This window comes from Pseudomonas sp. Xaverov 83, from assembly GCF_019352905.1.
GTDB classification, from domain to species: domain Bacteria; phylum Pseudomonadota; class Gammaproteobacteria; order Pseudomonadales; family Pseudomonadaceae; genus Aquipseudomonas; species Aquipseudomonas yamanorum.
Genome location: NZ_JAAAFU010000011.1, coordinates 132,641 through 147,779 on the forward strand (window position 1 = coordinate 132,641; position 15,139 = coordinate 147,779).

At 61.6% G+C, this 15,139-nt stretch carries 12 protein-coding genes; 11 read left to right on the forward strand and 1 reads right to left on the reverse strand.

Annotated elements, in window-relative coordinates; genetic code table 11:
• Positions 1 to 10 precede the first annotated feature (10 nt).
• Entirely contained in the window at positions 11 to 1,375 is a 1,365-nt protein-coding gene (locus tag K0H47_RS05080; protein WP_177071082.1) for a formimidoylglutamate deiminase, read from the reverse strand.
• A gap of 76 nt (positions 1,376 to 1,451) precedes the next feature.
• Between K0H47_RS05080 and hutC the strand changes: the two genes are divergently transcribed.
• From hutC to hutI, 11 genes are all read left to right on the forward strand, one after another.
• Positions 1,452 to 2,231 (forward strand): histidine utilization repressor, encoded by a 780-nt coding sequence (gene hutC, locus K0H47_RS05085; RefSeq protein WP_173860423.1) that lies wholly within the window; start codon positions 1,452 to 1,454, stop codon positions 2,229 to 2,231.
• A complete protein-coding gene (locus K0H47_RS05090) occupies positions 2,228 to 2,788 on the forward strand; it encodes a HutD family protein (protein ID WP_218263218.1) in 561 nt (186 codons plus the stop codon). The genes hutC and K0H47_RS05090 overlap by 4 nt, the downstream gene beginning before the upstream one ends.
• A 323-nt stretch (positions 2,789 to 3,111) precedes the next feature.
• Positions 3,112 to 4,782, forward strand: coding sequence for a urocanate hydratase (hutU, locus tag K0H47_RS05095; RefSeq protein ID WP_093210159.1), 1,671 nt, complete (start codon positions 3,112 to 3,114; stop codon positions 4,780 to 4,782).
• A 149-nt stretch (positions 4,783 to 4,931) separates the two neighbouring features.
• A complete protein-coding gene (locus tag K0H47_RS05100; protein ID WP_063033494.1) occupies positions 4,932 to 6,389 on the forward strand; it encodes a cytosine permease in 1,458 nt (485 codons plus the stop codon).
• A 69-nt stretch (positions 6,390 to 6,458) separates the two neighbouring features.
• The gene (locus K0H47_RS05105; protein WP_063033493.1) at positions 6,459 to 7,424 is read left to right on the forward strand and encodes an ABC transporter substrate-binding protein; all 966 of its coding nucleotides are present in this window, start codon (positions 6,459 to 6,461) and stop codon (positions 7,422 to 7,424) included.
• A 71-nt stretch (positions 7,425 to 7,495) separates the two neighbouring features.
• Positions 7,496 to 8,347: a proline/glycine betaine ABC transporter permease gene (locus tag K0H47_RS05110; RefSeq protein WP_017478193.1), complete on the forward strand. Its 852-nt coding sequence runs from the start codon at positions 7,496 to 7,498 to the stop codon at positions 8,345 to 8,347.
• Positions 8,344 to 9,168: a glycine betaine/L-proline ABC transporter ATP-binding protein gene (locus K0H47_RS05115; protein ID WP_063033492.1), complete on the forward strand. Its 825-nt coding sequence runs from the start codon at positions 8,344 to 8,346 to the stop codon at positions 9,166 to 9,168. The genes K0H47_RS05110 and K0H47_RS05115 overlap by 4 nt, the downstream gene beginning before the upstream one ends.
• Positions 9,169 to 9,304: 136 nt before the next feature.
• On the forward strand, positions 9,305 to 10,828 hold the full coding sequence (gene hutH, locus K0H47_RS05120; RefSeq protein WP_219272106.1) for a histidine ammonia-lyase: 1,524 nt from the start codon (positions 9,305 to 9,307) through the stop codon (positions 10,826 to 10,828).
• A gap of 19 nt (positions 10,829 to 10,847) precedes the next feature.
• On the forward strand, positions 10,848 to 12,386 hold the full coding sequence (gene hutH / locus K0H47_RS05125) for a histidine ammonia-lyase (protein WP_085984627.1): 1,539 nt from the start codon (positions 10,848 to 10,850) through the stop codon (positions 12,384 to 12,386).
• Between the two features lie 115 nt (positions 12,387 to 12,501).
• On the forward strand, positions 12,502 to 13,911 hold the full coding sequence (locus K0H47_RS05130) for an amino acid permease (RefSeq protein WP_063033490.1): 1,410 nt from the start codon (positions 12,502 to 12,504) through the stop codon (positions 13,909 to 13,911).
• 16 nt (positions 13,912 to 13,927) lie between these two features.
• Positions 13,928 to 15,133 carry an imidazolonepropionase gene (gene hutI, locus K0H47_RS05135; RefSeq protein WP_219272107.1) on the forward strand — a complete coding sequence of 402 codons (1,206 nt, stop codon included), beginning with the start codon at positions 13,928 to 13,930 and terminating at the stop codon, positions 15,131 to 15,133.
• The last annotated feature ends 6 nt before the right edge of the window (positions 15,134 to 15,139 follow it).

Consider the following 15,139-nt stretch of genomic DNA (forward strand, 5'->3'; position numbering starts at 1 on the left):
GTGTCGTCTGTTAGCCCAGCAAATCCCTCAGAACCTGGGTAAACGCCCGGCTGCTGTCTTCTTCGGCGGCGTGATGCCCGTCGCGAATCACCCACTGGCCGTTCACCAGCACATCGCGCACCTGGCGATCACCACCGGCAAACAGCCAGCGATTGAGAATCCCGTCTTCGTTTGCCGTCGCCAGGTACGGATCGTTGCCATCCAGCACCAGCCAGTCCGCACGCTTGCCGACTTCCAGGCGTCCAATCGGCTGCCCCAGCGCTTCGGCACCGCCGTCCAGCGCGGCATCGAACAGCGTACGGCCGACCATCGGTTGATCGCTGCGATACAGCCGGTTGCGCCGCTGGTCCCGCAGCCGCTGCCCATATTCCAGCCAGCGCAATTCTTCCACCACGCTCAGCGATACATGGCTGTCGGAACCAATCCCCATGCGCCCGCCTTGGGCCAGGAAGTCCACCGCCGGGAAAATTCCGTCCCCCAGGTTGGCTTCAGTGGTCAGGCACAGCCCGGCAATCGCCCGGCTCTTGGCCATCAACGTCACTTCTTCCGGGTTGGCGTGGGTGGCGTGCACCAGGCACCAGCGCTGATCCACTTCAACATGGTCATACAGCCATTGCAGCGGACGCTGGCCGCTCCAGGCCAGGCAGTCGTCGACTTCCTTTTGCTGCTCGGCGATATGGATATGCACCGGGCACGTCTTGTCGCCGGCGGCCAGCACGTCGCTGATCTGTTGTGGTGTTACCGCGCGCAGCGAGTGGAAGCACAGGCCCAGTTGTTGCGCCGGTTGCGCTGCCAGAATCGGTTGCAGGCGTGATTGCAGGTTCAGGTAATGCTCGGTGCTGTTGATAAAGCGCCGCTGGCCTTCATTGGGCGCCTGGCCGCCGAAACCGGAGTGGCTGTAGAGCACCGGCAGCAAGGTCAGGCCGATACCGCTGCTGGCGGCGGCCTGGCTGATTTGTTGCGACAGCTCGGAGGGGTCTGCATAAGGCTGGCCGCTGACGTCGTGGTGCACGTAGTGAAATTCGGCCACCGAGGTGTAGCCGGCCTTGAGCATTTCGATATACAGCTGGCGCGCGATGATCTGCAGTTGGTCGGGGCTGATCTTGCCAACCATCCGGTACATCAGGTCACGCCAGGTCCAGAAGCTGTCATTCGGGTTGCCGGCCACTTCCGCCAGCCCGGCCATCGCCCGCTGGAACGCGTGGGAATGCAGGTTCGGCATGCCCGCCAGCACCGGGCCCCTGAGCCGTTCGGCACCGTCTGCACTGGCGTTGGGCTCAACCTTGATCAGCAGGCCATCGGCGCTGACTTCAAGACGTACATCGTTGGCCCATCCATTAGGCAGCAGCGCGCGTTCGGCAAAGAAAGCGGACATGATTCAGGCACCCCGGTCGTGTTTATTTGTATATACATATACAGACGTTTGCCTGCTCGGTAAACTCCGGCAAGCTATGCTTCTTTTTCACCTACAAGGATTTCCCGTGCCGACTCCGCCTGCCAAGTCTCCACTGGCTGCCCACATGGACGAAAGTCCGGCGCCCTTGTACGCCCGCGTCAAACAGATGATCAGCCAGCAGATTCTCAACGGCAATTGGCCGCCGCATTATCGCGTGCCGTCGGAAAGCGAGTTGGTCAACCAGCTGGGCTTCAGCCGCATGACCATCAACCGCGCGCTGCGCGAATTGACCGCTGAAGGCCTGCTGGTGCGCATGCAAGGTGTGGGCACCTTTGTCGCCGAGCCCAAGAGTCAATCGGCGCTGTTTGAAGTGCACAACATTGCCGATGAGATCGCCTCTCGCGGTCATCGTCATACGTGCAAAGTCATCACCCTCGGTGAAGAAGCCGCCGGTTCCGAGCGCGCTGTCGCCCTGGAAATGCGCGAAGGCGGTCGGGTGTTCCACTCGTTGATCGTGCACTACGAAAACGACATCCCGGTGCAAATCGAAGACCGCTTCGTCAACGCCCTGGTCGCGCCGGAATACCTGCAGCAGGATTTCACCCAGCAAACGCCTTATGCCTACCTCAACCAGGTGGCGCCGCTGACCGAAGGCGAGCACGTGGTGGAGGCGATCCTGGCCGACGCCGATGAATGCAAGTTGCTGCAAATCGAAACCAGCGAGCCATGCCTGTTGATTCGCCGTCGCACCTGGTCTGGCCGCCAGCCGGTCACGGCTGCGCGTTTGATCCACCCCGGTTCCCGTCATAGCCTGGAAGGACGTTTCAGTAAATGAGTTCGATGAAAGTCTGGCGCGCCGCCGATTACATCCGCATGCCGTGGAAAAACGGTGGCGGCAGCACTGAAGAAATCACCCGTGACGCGGGCGAGGGCCTGGACGGTTTCGGCTGGCGCCTGTCGATTGCCGATATCGCCGAGTCGGGCGGGTTCTCCACCTTTGCCGGGTATCAGCGGATCATCACCGTGCTGCAAGGTTCGGGCATGGTGCTGACGGTGGACGGCGAGGATCAACTCGGGTTGTTACCGCTGCAGCCGTTCCCGTTCAAGGGTGACAGCCAGGTGTCCTGCCGATTGATCGGTGGGCCGATCCGCGATTTCAACCTCATCTATTCGCCGCAACGCTATCAAGCGCGGTTGCAATGGATGGACGGTACGCAGCGCTTCTTCAGCGCCGCCCACACCGTGCTGGTGTTCAGCGTGGCCGATGAAGTGAAGGTGCTCGGTGAGCGGCTGAACCGTCACGATTGCCTGCAACTGGACGGTAACACCGGCCTGCTGGACGTCAGCGTCACCGGCCGTTGCTGCGTCATCGAACTGACTGCACGGGCTTGAACAAGTGGGGGCTTCCCCCCCACATCGTGTTTCCAAGACCCCGCACCAACTTGTTACCGAATGCCCCAGCATGGCGCAAAAGCCTGCCTGAGTAACAAGCCTCCCTCGCTGTAAAAACCTCCTGCAAGAAAATTCATCAAGCTGCTAAGCCTTGTTCTTAAAGGCTTGCGCTCCCGTTCGCAAAAAATCTGCAGCGACCCTCAGCCAAGTTGGCCGTCTGATTGCATATGCTTGTATGTACAAGTAAAGATGTGTGCGTAAGAGTCCATGAACATCCTCTTCGCACCAATCATGTTCGCGCATTGATCGTTGAGGAATTTTTTGTGACCAAGCCTACCAAGTACCGTGACGTTGAAATCCGCGCTGCCCGTGGCAACAAGCTCACCGCCAAAAGCTGGCTGACTGAAGCGCCGCTGCGCATGCTGATGAACAACCTCGACCCACAGGTGGCCGAGAACCCGAAAGAACTGGTGGTGTACGGCGGCATCGGCCGTGCCGCGCGCAACTGGGAATGCTATGACCAGATCGTCGAAAGCCTGACCAACCTCAACGACGACGAAACCCTGCTGGTGCAATCCGGCAAACCCGTCGGCGTATTCAAGACCCACAGCAATGCCCCGCGCGTACTGATCGCCAACTCCAACCTGGTGCCGCACTGGGCCAGCTGGGAACACTTCAACGAACTCGACGCCAAGGGCCTGGCCATGTACGGCCAGATGACCGCTGGCAGCTGGATCTACATCGGCAGCCAGGGCATCGTGCAGGGCACCTACGAAACCTTCGTCGAAGCTGGCCGCCAACATTACAACGATGACCTCAAGGGCCGTTGGGTCCTGACCGCCGGCCTCGGCGGCATGGGCGGTGCCCAACCGCTGGCCGCCACCCTGGCCGGCGCGTGCTCGCTGAACATCGAATGCCAGCAGGTCAGCATCGATTTCCGCCTGAGCAGCCGCTACGTTGACGAGCAAGCCACCGACCTCGACGACGCCCTGGCGCGCATCGAGAAATACACCAAGGAAGGCCGCGCGATCTCCATCGCCCTGCTGGGCAACGCGGCGGAAATCCTGCCGGAACTGGTCAAGCGCGGTGTGCGCCCTGACATGGTCACTGACCAGACCAGCGCCCACGACCCGCTCAACGGTTACCTGCCCGCCGGCTGGACCTGGGACGAATACCGCGCCCGCGCCAAGACCGAACCGGCCGAGGTGATCAAGGCCGCCAAGCAATCCATGGCGGTGCACGTTCAGGCGATGCTGGACTTCCAGAAAATGGGCGTGCCGACCTTCGACTACGGCAACAACATCCGCCAGATGGCCCAGGAAGAGGGCGTGAAAAACGCCTTTGACTTCCCGGGTTTCGTACCGGCCTACATCCGCCCGCTGTTCTGCCGTGGCATCGGCCCGTTCCGCTGGGCTGCGCTGTCGGGCGACCCGCAAGACATCTACAAGACCGACGCCAAAGTCAAAGAGCTGATCCCGGACGACGCCCACCTGCACAACTGGCTGGACATGGCCCGCGAGCGCATCAGCTTCCAGGGCTTGCCGGCACGTATCTGCTGGGTTGGCCTGGGCCAGCGCGCCAAGCTCGGCCTGGCATTCAACGAAATGGTGCGCAGCGGCGAGCTGTCGGCGCCGATCGTGATTGGCCGCGACCACCTGGACTCCGGCTCGGTGGCCAGCCCTAACCGTGAAACCGAATCGATGCAGGACGGTTCCGACGCCGTGTCCGACTGGCCACTGCTCAACGCCTTGCTCAACACCGCCAGCGGCGCGACCTGGGTTTCGCTGCACCACGGCGGCGGCGTCGGCATGGGCTTCTCCCAGCACTCCGGCATGGTGATCGTCTGCGACGGTACCGACGAAGCGGCCGAGCGCATCGCCCGCGTACTGCACAACGACCCGGCCACCGGCGTGATGCGTCATGCCGATGCGGGTTACCAGATCGCCATCGACTGCGCCAAAGAGCAGGGCCTCAATCTCCCGATGATCAAGTAAAGACAGGCTCGGTCCTGTGGGAGCCGGGCTTGCCCGCGATGCAGACGACTCGGTTTTTCAGTAAGACCGAGGTGATGCCATCGCAGGCAAGCCAGCTCCCACAGAAGAGCAATCCGCATCCAGAACAATCCATCAGAGGTTGAACATAAATGGCTGTAACAGACGCTCGTGCAAGCACCACCCCGTTGATCGAAAGGCGTTCGATCGACTACATCCCGGAAGCGGAAAGACACGGCCGTCTATTGAGTCAGTTCACCCTGTGGTTGGGTGCCAACCTGCAAATCACCGCGATTGTCACCGGGGCCTTGGCCGTGGTGTTGGGCGGTGATGTGTTCTGGTCGTTGATCGGTCTGTTGATCGGTCAACTGTTGGGTGGCGGCGTCATGGCGCTGCACGCAGCTCAGGGCCCGCAATTGGGCTTGCCGCAAATGATCTCCAGCCGCGTGCAGTTTGGCGTGTATGGCGCGGTGATCCCGCTGGTGCTGGTGTGCCTCATGTACATCGGGTTTTCCGCCAGCGGCTCGTTGCTGGCGGGGCAGGCGGTGGCGCAGTTGCTCCACGTCGAAGACTGGGTCGGCATCGTGTTGTTCGCGGGGCTGATTATGGTGTTCACGATCTTCGGCTACCGGGTGATCCACGGTATCGGTCGCATCGCCAGCGTGCTGGGGGTGGTTGCCTTCGTGTACCTGTTCTACAAGCTGCTGGCCGGTAACGACATCGGTGCGTTGCTGGGCAACAAGCATTTCTCCCTGAGCAGTTTCCTGCTGGCGATTTCCCTGTCGGCGTCCTGGCAGATTGCGTTCGGCCCTTACGTGGCGGACTACTCGCGCTATTTGCCACGCAGCACGCAAGCGTCGAAAACCTTCTGGGCCGTGGGCCTGGGTTCAGTGATCGGCGCGCAGGCTTCGATGGTGTTTGGTGTATTTGCAGCGGCCCTGGCCGGTTCGCAATTCGCTCACCACGAAGTGTCGTTTATCGTCGGCCTGGGCGGTACCGGGATCGTCGCCGCGCTGCTGTATTTCAGCATCGCCTTCGGCAAGGTCACCGTGACCACCCTGAATGCCTACGGCAGCTTCATGTCCATCGCGACGATAATCAGCGGCTTCCGTGGCAGCCGACATATCGGCAGTGGCACGCGCCTGTTGTACATCTTCGTCATGGTGTCGCTTGCCGCCGCGCTGGCGTTGTTGGGCAAGGACTCGTTCCTCAAGGATTTCTCCGCGTTCATCCTGTTCCTGCTGGCGTTTTTCACGCCCTGGAGCGCGATCAACCTGGTGGATTTCTACTGCATCACCAAAGAACGCTACGACATCCCGGCGCTGTCCAATCCCGACGGCCGCTACGGTCGCTGGAACCTGATGGGCATCAGCATCTACGTGTTTGGCGTGCTGATTCAGATGCCGTTCATCTCCACGCATTTCTACACCGGGCCACTGGTCGCCAGCCTCGGCGACACCGATATCTCCTGGATCATCGGCCTGGTGGTACCGGCTGCGCTGTACTACTGGGCTGCCAAGAAGTGGCACAGCGCAATACCTGAACACTTGATCCTGCCGGTAGAGCAGGGCGCTGCACCAACGACAAACGGGCTGGCTGCACAGGCCTGATGGGACGTGGACAGGGCAGGATGCCTACTGACTGCCGTAATCCATTTCAAGATTGGGAGCGTCACAACAATGAAAATGAATAAGACCCTGTTGGCCACTTTGCTTTCGGCAGGCTTGCTGGCTTCTGCTGGCGCCCAGGCGGCCGGTTGGTGCGAGTCCGGCAAACCGGTGAAATTTGCCGGTTTGAACTGGGAAAGCGGCATGTTGCTGACCGACATCCTGCAAACCGTGCTGGAAAAAGGCTATGACTGCAAAACCGACAGCCTGCCGGGTAACTCCATCACCATGGAAAACGCCCTGAGCAGCAATGACATCCAGGTATTCGCCGAGGAGTGGGTAGGCCGCAGCGAAGTCTGGAACAAGGCTGAGAAGGCCGGCAAGGTCGTCGGTGTCGGTGCTCCGGTCGTGGGTGCTGTCGAAGGTTGGTACGTGCCGCGCTATGTGATCGAAGGCGACGCCAAGCGCAAGCTGGAACCCAAGGCACCGGACCTGAAAAGCATCGCCGACCTGGCCAAATACGCCTCGGTGTTCAAGGACCAGGAAGAGCCGTCCAAGGGCCGTTTCTATAACTGCCCGGCCGGCTGGACCTGTGAGCTGGACAACAGCGAGATGCTGAAAAGCTATGGCCTGGAAAGCACCTACACCAACTTCCGCCCAGGCACCGGCCCGGCGCTGGATGCGGCGGTGTTGTCGAGCTACAAGCGTGGCGAGCCGATCCTGTTCTACTACTGGTCGCCAACCCCGTTGATGGGCCAGGTCGACTTGGTGAAGCTGGAAGAAAAGCCCGGTGTGGATAAAAGCGTGAGCATCAAGGTCGGTCTGTCCAAGACCTTCCACGAGCAAGCCCCGGAATTGGTGGCTGTGCTGGAGAAGGTCAACCTGCCCATCGACCTGCTGAACCAGAACCTGGGCCGCATGGCCAAAGAACGAATTGAATCACCAAAACTGGCGAAAATTTTCCTCAAGGAACATCCTGAAGTCTGGCACGCATGGGTGAGCGACGACGCAGCCAAGAAAATCGACGCGGCCTTGTAGGTTGAGCGTTTCCGGTTGCCCTCGCAGGCAACCGGACGCCCGGCCACAACCCACTGGATCGAGAGCACACTATGTTTCCTGAGAGTTTTACGTTTTCCATCGCCGATTGGGTCAACAGTTGGGTTGATTCGCTGGTGACCAACTACGGCGATGTGTTCCGGCACATCTCCGACACCCTGTTGTGGGCCATCGTCAATCTTGAAGGTGTGCTGCGCGCAGCACCCTGGTGGCTGATGCTGGCAATTGTCGGCGGTATCGCCTGGCACGCCACGCGCAAGGTCGTCACTACAGCGGTAATCGTCGGTTTGCTGTTCCTGGTGGGCGCTGTTGGCCTGTGGGACAAGCTGATGCAAACCCTGGCGCTGATGATGGTGGCCACGGTGATCTCGGTGCTGATCGGCATTCCCCTGGGAATATTGTCGGCCCGTAGCAATCGCCTGCGTTCGGTGCTGATGCCGCTGCTGGACATCATGCAAACCATGCCCAGCTTCGTGTACCTGATCCCGGTGCTGATGCTGTTCGGCCTGGGCAAGGTCCCGGCGATTTTCGCCACCGTGATCTACGCCGCTCCTCCACTGATTCGCCTGACCGACCTGGGCATTCGCCAGGTAGACGGCGAAGTCATGGAAGCGATCAACGCCTTCGGTGCCAACCGCTGGCAGCAACTGTTCGGCGTGCAACTGCCGCTGGCCCTGCCGAGCATCATGGCCGGGATCAACCAGACCACCATGATGGCCCTGTCGATGGTGGTCATCGCCTCGATGATCGGTGCTCGTGGACTGGGTGAAGATGTATTGGTCGGTATCCAGACGCTTAACGTTGGACGTGGCCTTGAAGCCGGTCTGGCGATCGTGATTCTCGCAGTGGTCATCGACCGCATTACCCAGGCCTATGGTCGTCCACGGCATGAGGCGAGCAAATGACTACCGTCAGCAAGATTGAAGTCAAAAACGTATTCAAGATCTTCGGCAATCGTTCCAAGGAAGCGCTGGCGCTGATTGGCCAGGGCAAGACCAAGGACCAGGTGCTGGCCGAGACCGGTTGCGTGGTGGGTGTGAACGACCTGTCCCTGAGCATCGGCACCGGCGAGATCTTCGTGATCATGGGCCTGTCGGGTTCCGGCAAGTCGACCCTGGTGCGCCACTTCAACCGCCTGATCGACCCCACCAGCGGCGCGATCCTGGTGGACGGCGAAGACATCCTGCAACTGGACATGGAAGCCCTGCGCCAATTCCGCCGGCACAAGATCAGCATGGTGTTCCAGAGCTTCGGCCTGCTGCCCCACAAGAGCGTGGTGGACAACGTCGCCTACGGCCTGAAAGTGCGCGGCGAAACCAAGCAAGTGTGCACCGAGCGTGCGCTGCACTGGATCGAAACCGTGGGCCTCAAAGGCTACGAAAACAAATACCCGCACCAGCTCTCCGGCGGCATGCGCCAACGGGTGGGCCTGGCTCGCGCCCTGGCGGCCGACACCGACATCATCCTGATGGACGAAGCGTTCAGTGCCCTCGACCCGCTGATCCGTGCCGAGATGCAGGACCAGTTGCTGGAGCTGCAAAAAACCCTGCACAAGACCATCGTCTTTATCACCCACGACCTCGACGAGGCCGTGCGCATCGGCAACCGCATTGCGATCCTCAAGGACGGCAAGCTGATCCAGGTCGGCACGCCCCGGGAAATCCTGCATTCGCCGGCGGATGAATATGTGGACCGGTTTGTTCAGCGGCGGGCTGCGGTGGTTTGACCCGCGATGTGTGGTGAGTTGAGTGGCGCTATCGCAGGCAAGCCAGCTCCCACATTTGAAATGCATTCCCCTGTGGGAGCGGGCTTGCCCGCGAAGAGGCCGGTAAGGCTGCACAAGAATTGAAGAAGGTACAAAGATGTCCCAGGCTGAAAAAATCATCATCGCCGACGCCCCGATGCGTTGGCAGGACGTGGTCGCCGTGGCCCGCCACGGTGCGATCCTCGAACTCTCGGGCCACGCCTGGGCTCGCATCGACAATGCCCAGGCCATCGTCCAGCGCATCGTCAGCAGCGGCGAGCGCGCCTACGGTATCAACACCGGCCTGGGCGCCTTGTGCAATGTGTCGCTCAAGGACGAACAACTGAGCCGGCTGTCGCGCAACACCTTGCTCAGTCATGCCTGCGGCGTCGGCGCGCCACTGAGTGTGGAGCAAACCCGCGCGATCATTTGCGCGGCGATCATCAACTACAGCCACGGCAAATCCGGCCTGCATCCGCAGGTGGTGCATTCGCTGCTGGGACTGCTCAACCATGGCATCACACCGCAAGTGCCGTCCCAGGGCTCGGTGGGTTACCTGACTCACATGGCGCACATTGGCATCGCCTTGCTCGGCGTCGGCGACGTCAGCTACCGGGGCCGTATCGTTCCGGCGCACCAGGCGCTGACCGAAGAAGGTTTGCAGCCGGTGGTGCTCGGTGCCAAGGACGGGCTGTGCCTGGTCAATGGAACGCCGTGCATGACCGGCCTCAGTTGCCTGGCCCTGGCCGATGCGCACCGCCTGCTGCAATGGGCCGACGTAATCGGTGCCATGAGTTTCGAAGCCCAGCGTGGCCAGATCGACGCCTTCGACGAAGAAATCATTGCCCTCAAACCGCACCCGGGCATGCAGCAAGTGGGCATCAACCTGCGGGCGTTGCTGGACGGCAGTGAAGTGATCGCCAGCAGCAAAGGCATTCGTACCCAGGACGCCCTGAGCATCCGTTCGATTCCCCAGGTGCACGGCGCCGCCCGCGACCAACTGGAGCACGCCACCCGCCAGATCGAAACCGAACTCAACGGCGCCACTGATAACCCGCTGGTGCTCGGTACCCCGGACAACTACCGCGTGGTGTCCCAGGCCAACCCTCATGGGCAGTCTGTGGCCCTGGCGGCAGACATGTTGGCCATCGCCATGGCGGAAATCGGCTCCATCGCCGAGCGCCGCCTGGACCGCCTGATCAACCCGCACGTGAGTGGCTTGCCGGCGTTCCTGGTGAGCAACCCCGGGGTCAACTCCGGGATGATGATCGTGCAGTACGTCGCGGCCTCGCTGTGCGGGCAAAACCGCCAATTGGCGCAACCGGCGGTGCTCGACAACTTCGTCACCTCAGGCTTGCAGGAAGACCACCTGAGCATGGGCACCAACGCCGCGCTGAAGCTGTATTCGGTGCTGGAAAACGTCACCCAGATCCTCGCCATCGAGTACCTGCTGGCGGCCCAGGCGTTCGAATTTCTCCAGGAGCAACGCTTCGGCGCCGGCACCGACGCCGCCTGGCGTTTGCTGCGTGAACACGTCCCGGCCTACGACCAGGACCGCTGGCTGGCGCCGGACATCGCAGCCACCGCCGCGTTGCTCAAGGCTTCCGATTTGTTGAACCGTGTTTTACCGAATTTGCACTGAAACCTAATTCAAAAGGAGTATGAATGTGACTGCGCTAAATCTGATTCCAGGCCAACTGAGCCTTGCCCAACTGCGGGCCATCTACCAGCAGCCGGTAACCCTCAGCCTGGATGACAGCGCCTCGGCCCAGATCGAAGCCAGTGTTGCCTGTGTGGAGCAGATTCTCGCCGAGAACCGCACCGCCTACGGCATCAACACCGGTTTCGGCCTGTTGGCCTCGACTCGCATCGCCAGCGAAGACCTGGAAAACCTCCAGCGTTCCCTGGTGCTGTCCCACGCCGCTGGCGTGGGTGAGCCCATCAGCGATGCGCTGGTGCGGCTGGTCATGGTGCTCAAGGTCAACAGCCTGAGCCGTGGTTTCTCCGGGATTCGCCGGCAGGTCATCGACGCGTTGATCGCCCTGATCAACGCCGAGGTGTACCCGCACATTCCGTTGAAAGGTTCGGTGGGTGCCTCCGGTGACCTCGCGCCATTGGCCCACATGTCGCTGGTGCTGCTGGGCGAAGGCAAGGCCCGTTACAAAGGCGAATGGCTGGAAGCCACCGAGGCGCTGAAAGTTGCCGGCCTGACGCCGCTGACCCTGGCCGCCAAAGAAGGCTTGGCCCTGCTCAACGGCACTCAGGTGTCCACCGCTTATGCCCTGCGCGGCCTGTTCGAAGGCGAAGACCTGTTCGCCGGTGCATTGGCCTGTGGCGCCCTGACGGTGGAAGCCGTACTGGGTTCGCGCTCGCCGTTCGACGCACGCATTCACGCTGCCCGTGGTCAGCGTGGCCAGATCGACTCTGCCGCCGCGTATCGCGCCCTGCTGGGTGAAAGCAGCGAAGTGTCCCAATCCCACGAGAACTGCGACAAGGTCCAAGACCCGTACTCTCTGCGTTGCCAGCCGCAAGTCATGGGCGCCTGCCTGACCCAGTTCCGCCAGGCGGCCGAAGTGCTGGTGGTGGAAGCCAACGCCGTATCGGATAACCCGTTGGTGTTTGCGGCTGAAGGTGACGTGATTTCCGGCGGCAACTTCCACGCTGAACCGGTGGCCATGGCCGCCGACAACATGGCGTTGGCCATCGCGGAAATCGGCTCCCTGAGCGAGCGTCGTATCTCGTTGATGATGGACAAGCACATGTCGCAACTGCCGCCATTCCTGGTGGGCAACGGCGGTGTGAACTCCGGCTTCATGATCGCCCAGGTGACCGCGGCGGCATTGGCCAGCGAGAACAAGGCGCTGGCCCATCCCCATAGCGTCGACAGCCTGCCGACGTCGGCCAACCAGGAAGACCACGTATCCATGGCGCCGGCTGCGGGCAAACGCCTGTGGGAAATGGCCGAAAACACCCGCGGTGTATTGGCGGTGGAATGGTTGGCGGCGTGCCAGGGCCTGGACCTGCGCAATGGCTTGAAAACCTCGCCGGCACTGGAAAAAGCTCGCGGGATCCTGCGCAGCAAAGTGGCGTTTTATGAGAAGGATCGGTTCTTTGCGCCGGACATCAACGCCGCCAGTGAGTTGTTGGCAACACGTTGCCTGAATGAGCTGGTGCCGGCGAAATTGCTGCCGAGCTTGTAAGAGCGACACCGATCCAGTGTGGGAGCTGTCGAGCCTCGCTGAGGCTCGACAGCTCCCACATTTGATCTTCTACAGATTCGAATTTTCTCAGGATAAAAATAATTAAGGACGAGAAATGCACCAGCAAGAAAAGACGTTAAAACGCGGGCTCTCCGCCCGACATATTCGCTTCATGGCGCTCGGTTCCGCCATCGGCACCGGGCTGTTCTACGGCTCTGCCTCCGCCATCCAGATGGCCGGCCCGGCCGTACTGCTGGCCTACCTGATCGGTGGCGCCGCCGTCTTCATGGTCATGCGCGCCCTCGGTGAAATGGCCGTGCACAACCCGGTGTCCGGCTCCTTCGGCCAGTACGCCAGCACTTACCTGGGCCCGATGGCCGGCTTTATCCTCGGCTGGACCTACGCCTTTGAAATGATCATCGTCTGCCTCGCCGACGTCACCGCCTTCGGCATCTACATGGGCTTCTGGTTTCCCGAAGTCGCGCGTTGGGTCTGGGTGCTCGGCATCGTGTTGCTGATCGGCGGCCTGAACCTGTGCAACGTCAAAGTCTTTGGCGAAATGGAGTTCTGGCTGTCACTGCTCAAGGTCGGCGCCATCGTCGCGATGATCCTCGGCGGCTTCGGCATCATGCTGTTCGGCATTCACTCGGCCGGCGAAGCACCGGCCACCGGCCTCAGCAACCTGTGGGCCCACGGCGGCTTCATGCCTAACGGCGTGGGTGGCTTGATTGCGTCCTTCGCGGTGGTGATGTTTGCCTTTGGCGGCATCGAAATCATCGGCATCACCGCCGGCGAAGCCAAGGACCCGCAACGGGTGATCCCCAAGGCGATCAACGCCGTGCCACTGCGCATCCTGCTGTTCTACGTGCTGACGTTGTTTGTGTTGATGGCGATCTACCCGTGGCCGCAGATCGGCAGCCAGGGCAGCCCGTTCGTGCAGATCTTCAGCAACCTGGGGATAGGCTCGGCGGCGACCATCCTCAACATCGTGGTGATCTCCGCCGCCGTCTCGGCCATCAACAGCGACATCTTCGGCGCCGGTCGCATGATGTACGGCCTGGCCCAGCAAGGGCAGGCGCCCAAAGGCTTTGCCCAACTGTCGAGCCAGGGCGTGCCATGGATGACCGTGGTGGTGATGGGCGCCGCGTTGCTCGGCGGTGTGGTGCTCAACTACCTGATCCCGGAAAACGTGTTCCTGGTGATCGCCTCGATTGCGACTTTCGCCACGGTATGGGTGTGGCTGATGATCCTGGTCACTCAGGTCGCCATGCGTCGCTCGATGACCAAGGAACAGATTGCCGAGCTGAAATTCCCGGTGCCGTTCTGGCCCTACGCGCCAGCGGCGGCCATCGTGTTCATGCTGTTTATCTTCGGCGTGCTGGGTTACTTCCCTGACACCCAGGCCGCCCTTATGGTCGGTGCCGTGTGGATCGTCTTGCTGATCGTTGCCTATCTGCTGTGGGTCAAACCCTCCGCCGGGCAAGCAGCCAAGGTTCATTACGACCCGGCTTTGTCTCATCGATAACCCAACGGAGGCGTTGATGAAAACGCTTTGGCAACACTGCCACGTCGCAACCATGGCCCAGGGCAAATACTCGATCATCGAGGATGCCGCCATCGTGACCTCGGGCACGCTCATCGAGTGGATCGGCCCGCGTGCCGAACTGCCGAAGGCGGACTACGCGACCACCCATGACCTGCAAGGGGCGTGGGTCACGCCCGGGCTGATCGACTGCCACACCCACACGGTGTTCGGCGGCAATCGCAGCGGCGAGTTCGAGCAGCGCCTGCAAGGCGTGAGCTACGCCGAAATCGCAGCGGCCGGTGGCGGTATTGCCAGCACCGTGCGCGCCACGCGTGCGGCGACCGAAGATGAACTGTTTGAAAGTAGCCGAAATCGCCTGCGCAGTTTGCTGCGGGATGGCGTGACCACTGTGGAGATCAAGTCCGGCTACGGCCTGGACCTGGCCAGCGAGCGCAAGATTCTGCGGGTGATCCGCCGCCTCGGCACCGAGCTGCCGGTGAGCGTACGCAGCACCTGCCTGGCAGCTCACGCGTTGCCGCCGGAGTACGTGGACCGTGCCGATGCTTACATCGAGCACATCTGCGCCGAGATGCTGCCGGCGCTGGCAGCGGAAGGCCTGGTGGATGCAGTCGACGCCTTCTGTGAATACCTGGCGTTCTCGCCGGAGCAGGTGGAGCGGGTCTTTATCGCTGCACACAAGCTTGGCTTGCCGGTGAAGCTGCACGCCGAGCAGTTGTCGTCCCTGCACGGCTCCAGCCTGGCGGCGCGTTATCAGGCGCTGTCGGCGGACCACCTGGAATTCATGACCGACGAAGACGCCATCGCCATGGCCGCTTCCGGCACCGTCGCGGTGTTGCTGCCGGGGGCGTTCTATTTCCTGCGGGAAACCCAGTTGCCGCCGATGGACGCCCTGCGCAAGCACGGTGTAAAGATCGCCATCGCCAGCGATCTCAACCCGGGCACCTCGCCGGCGTTGTCGGTGCGCTTGATGCTGAACATGGCCTGCACGCTGTTTCGTATGACCCCGGAAGAAGCCCTGGCTGGCGCAACGCAACATGCGGCTACCGCCTTGGGTCTGGGGGACAGCCGCGGTTCGCTGGAGGTGGGTAAGGTCGCGGATTTTGTCGCCTGGCAGATTGATCGTCCCGCTGACCTGGCCTACTGGCTGGGTGGCGAGCTGGATAAACGCGTCGTGCGCCACGGCGTCGATGTCACCGTTTAAGGAGTA

Coding starts and splice junctions, on each gene's coding strand:
- K0H47_RS05130 (WP_063033490.1), top strand. CDS start 12,502: ATGCACCAGCAAGAAAAGACGTTAAAACGCGGGCTCTCCGCCCGACAT.
- K0H47_RS05080 (WP_177071082.1), bottom strand. CDS start 1,375: ATGTCCGCTTTCTTTGCCGAACGCGCGCTGCTGCCTAATGGATGGGCC.
- hutI (WP_219272107.1), top strand. CDS start 13,928: ATGAAAACGCTTTGGCAACACTGCCACGTCGCAACCATGGCCCAGGGC.
- hutH (WP_219272106.1), top strand. CDS start 9,305: ATGTCCCAGGCTGAAAAAATCATCATCGCCGACGCCCCGATGCGTTGG.
- K0H47_RS05105 (WP_063033493.1), top strand. CDS start 6,459: ATGAAAATGAATAAGACCCTGTTGGCCACTTTGCTTTCGGCAGGCTTG.
- K0H47_RS05110 (WP_017478193.1), top strand. CDS start 7,496: ATGTTTCCTGAGAGTTTTACGTTTTCCATCGCCGATTGGGTCAACAGT.
- hutC (WP_173860423.1), top strand. CDS start 1,452: ATGCTTCTTTTTCACCTACAAGGATTTCCCGTGCCGACTCCGCCTGCC.
- K0H47_RS05115 (WP_063033492.1), top strand. CDS start 8,344: ATGACTACCGTCAGCAAGATTGAAGTCAAAAACGTATTCAAGATCTTC.
- K0H47_RS05100 (WP_063033494.1), top strand. CDS start 4,932: ATGGCTGTAACAGACGCTCGTGCAAGCACCACCCCGTTGATCGAAAGG.
- K0H47_RS05090 (WP_218263218.1), top strand. CDS start 2,228: ATGAGTTCGATGAAAGTCTGGCGCGCCGCCGATTACATCCGCATGCCG.
- hutH (WP_085984627.1), top strand. CDS start 10,848: ATGAATGTGACTGCGCTAAATCTGATTCCAGGCCAACTGAGCCTTGCC.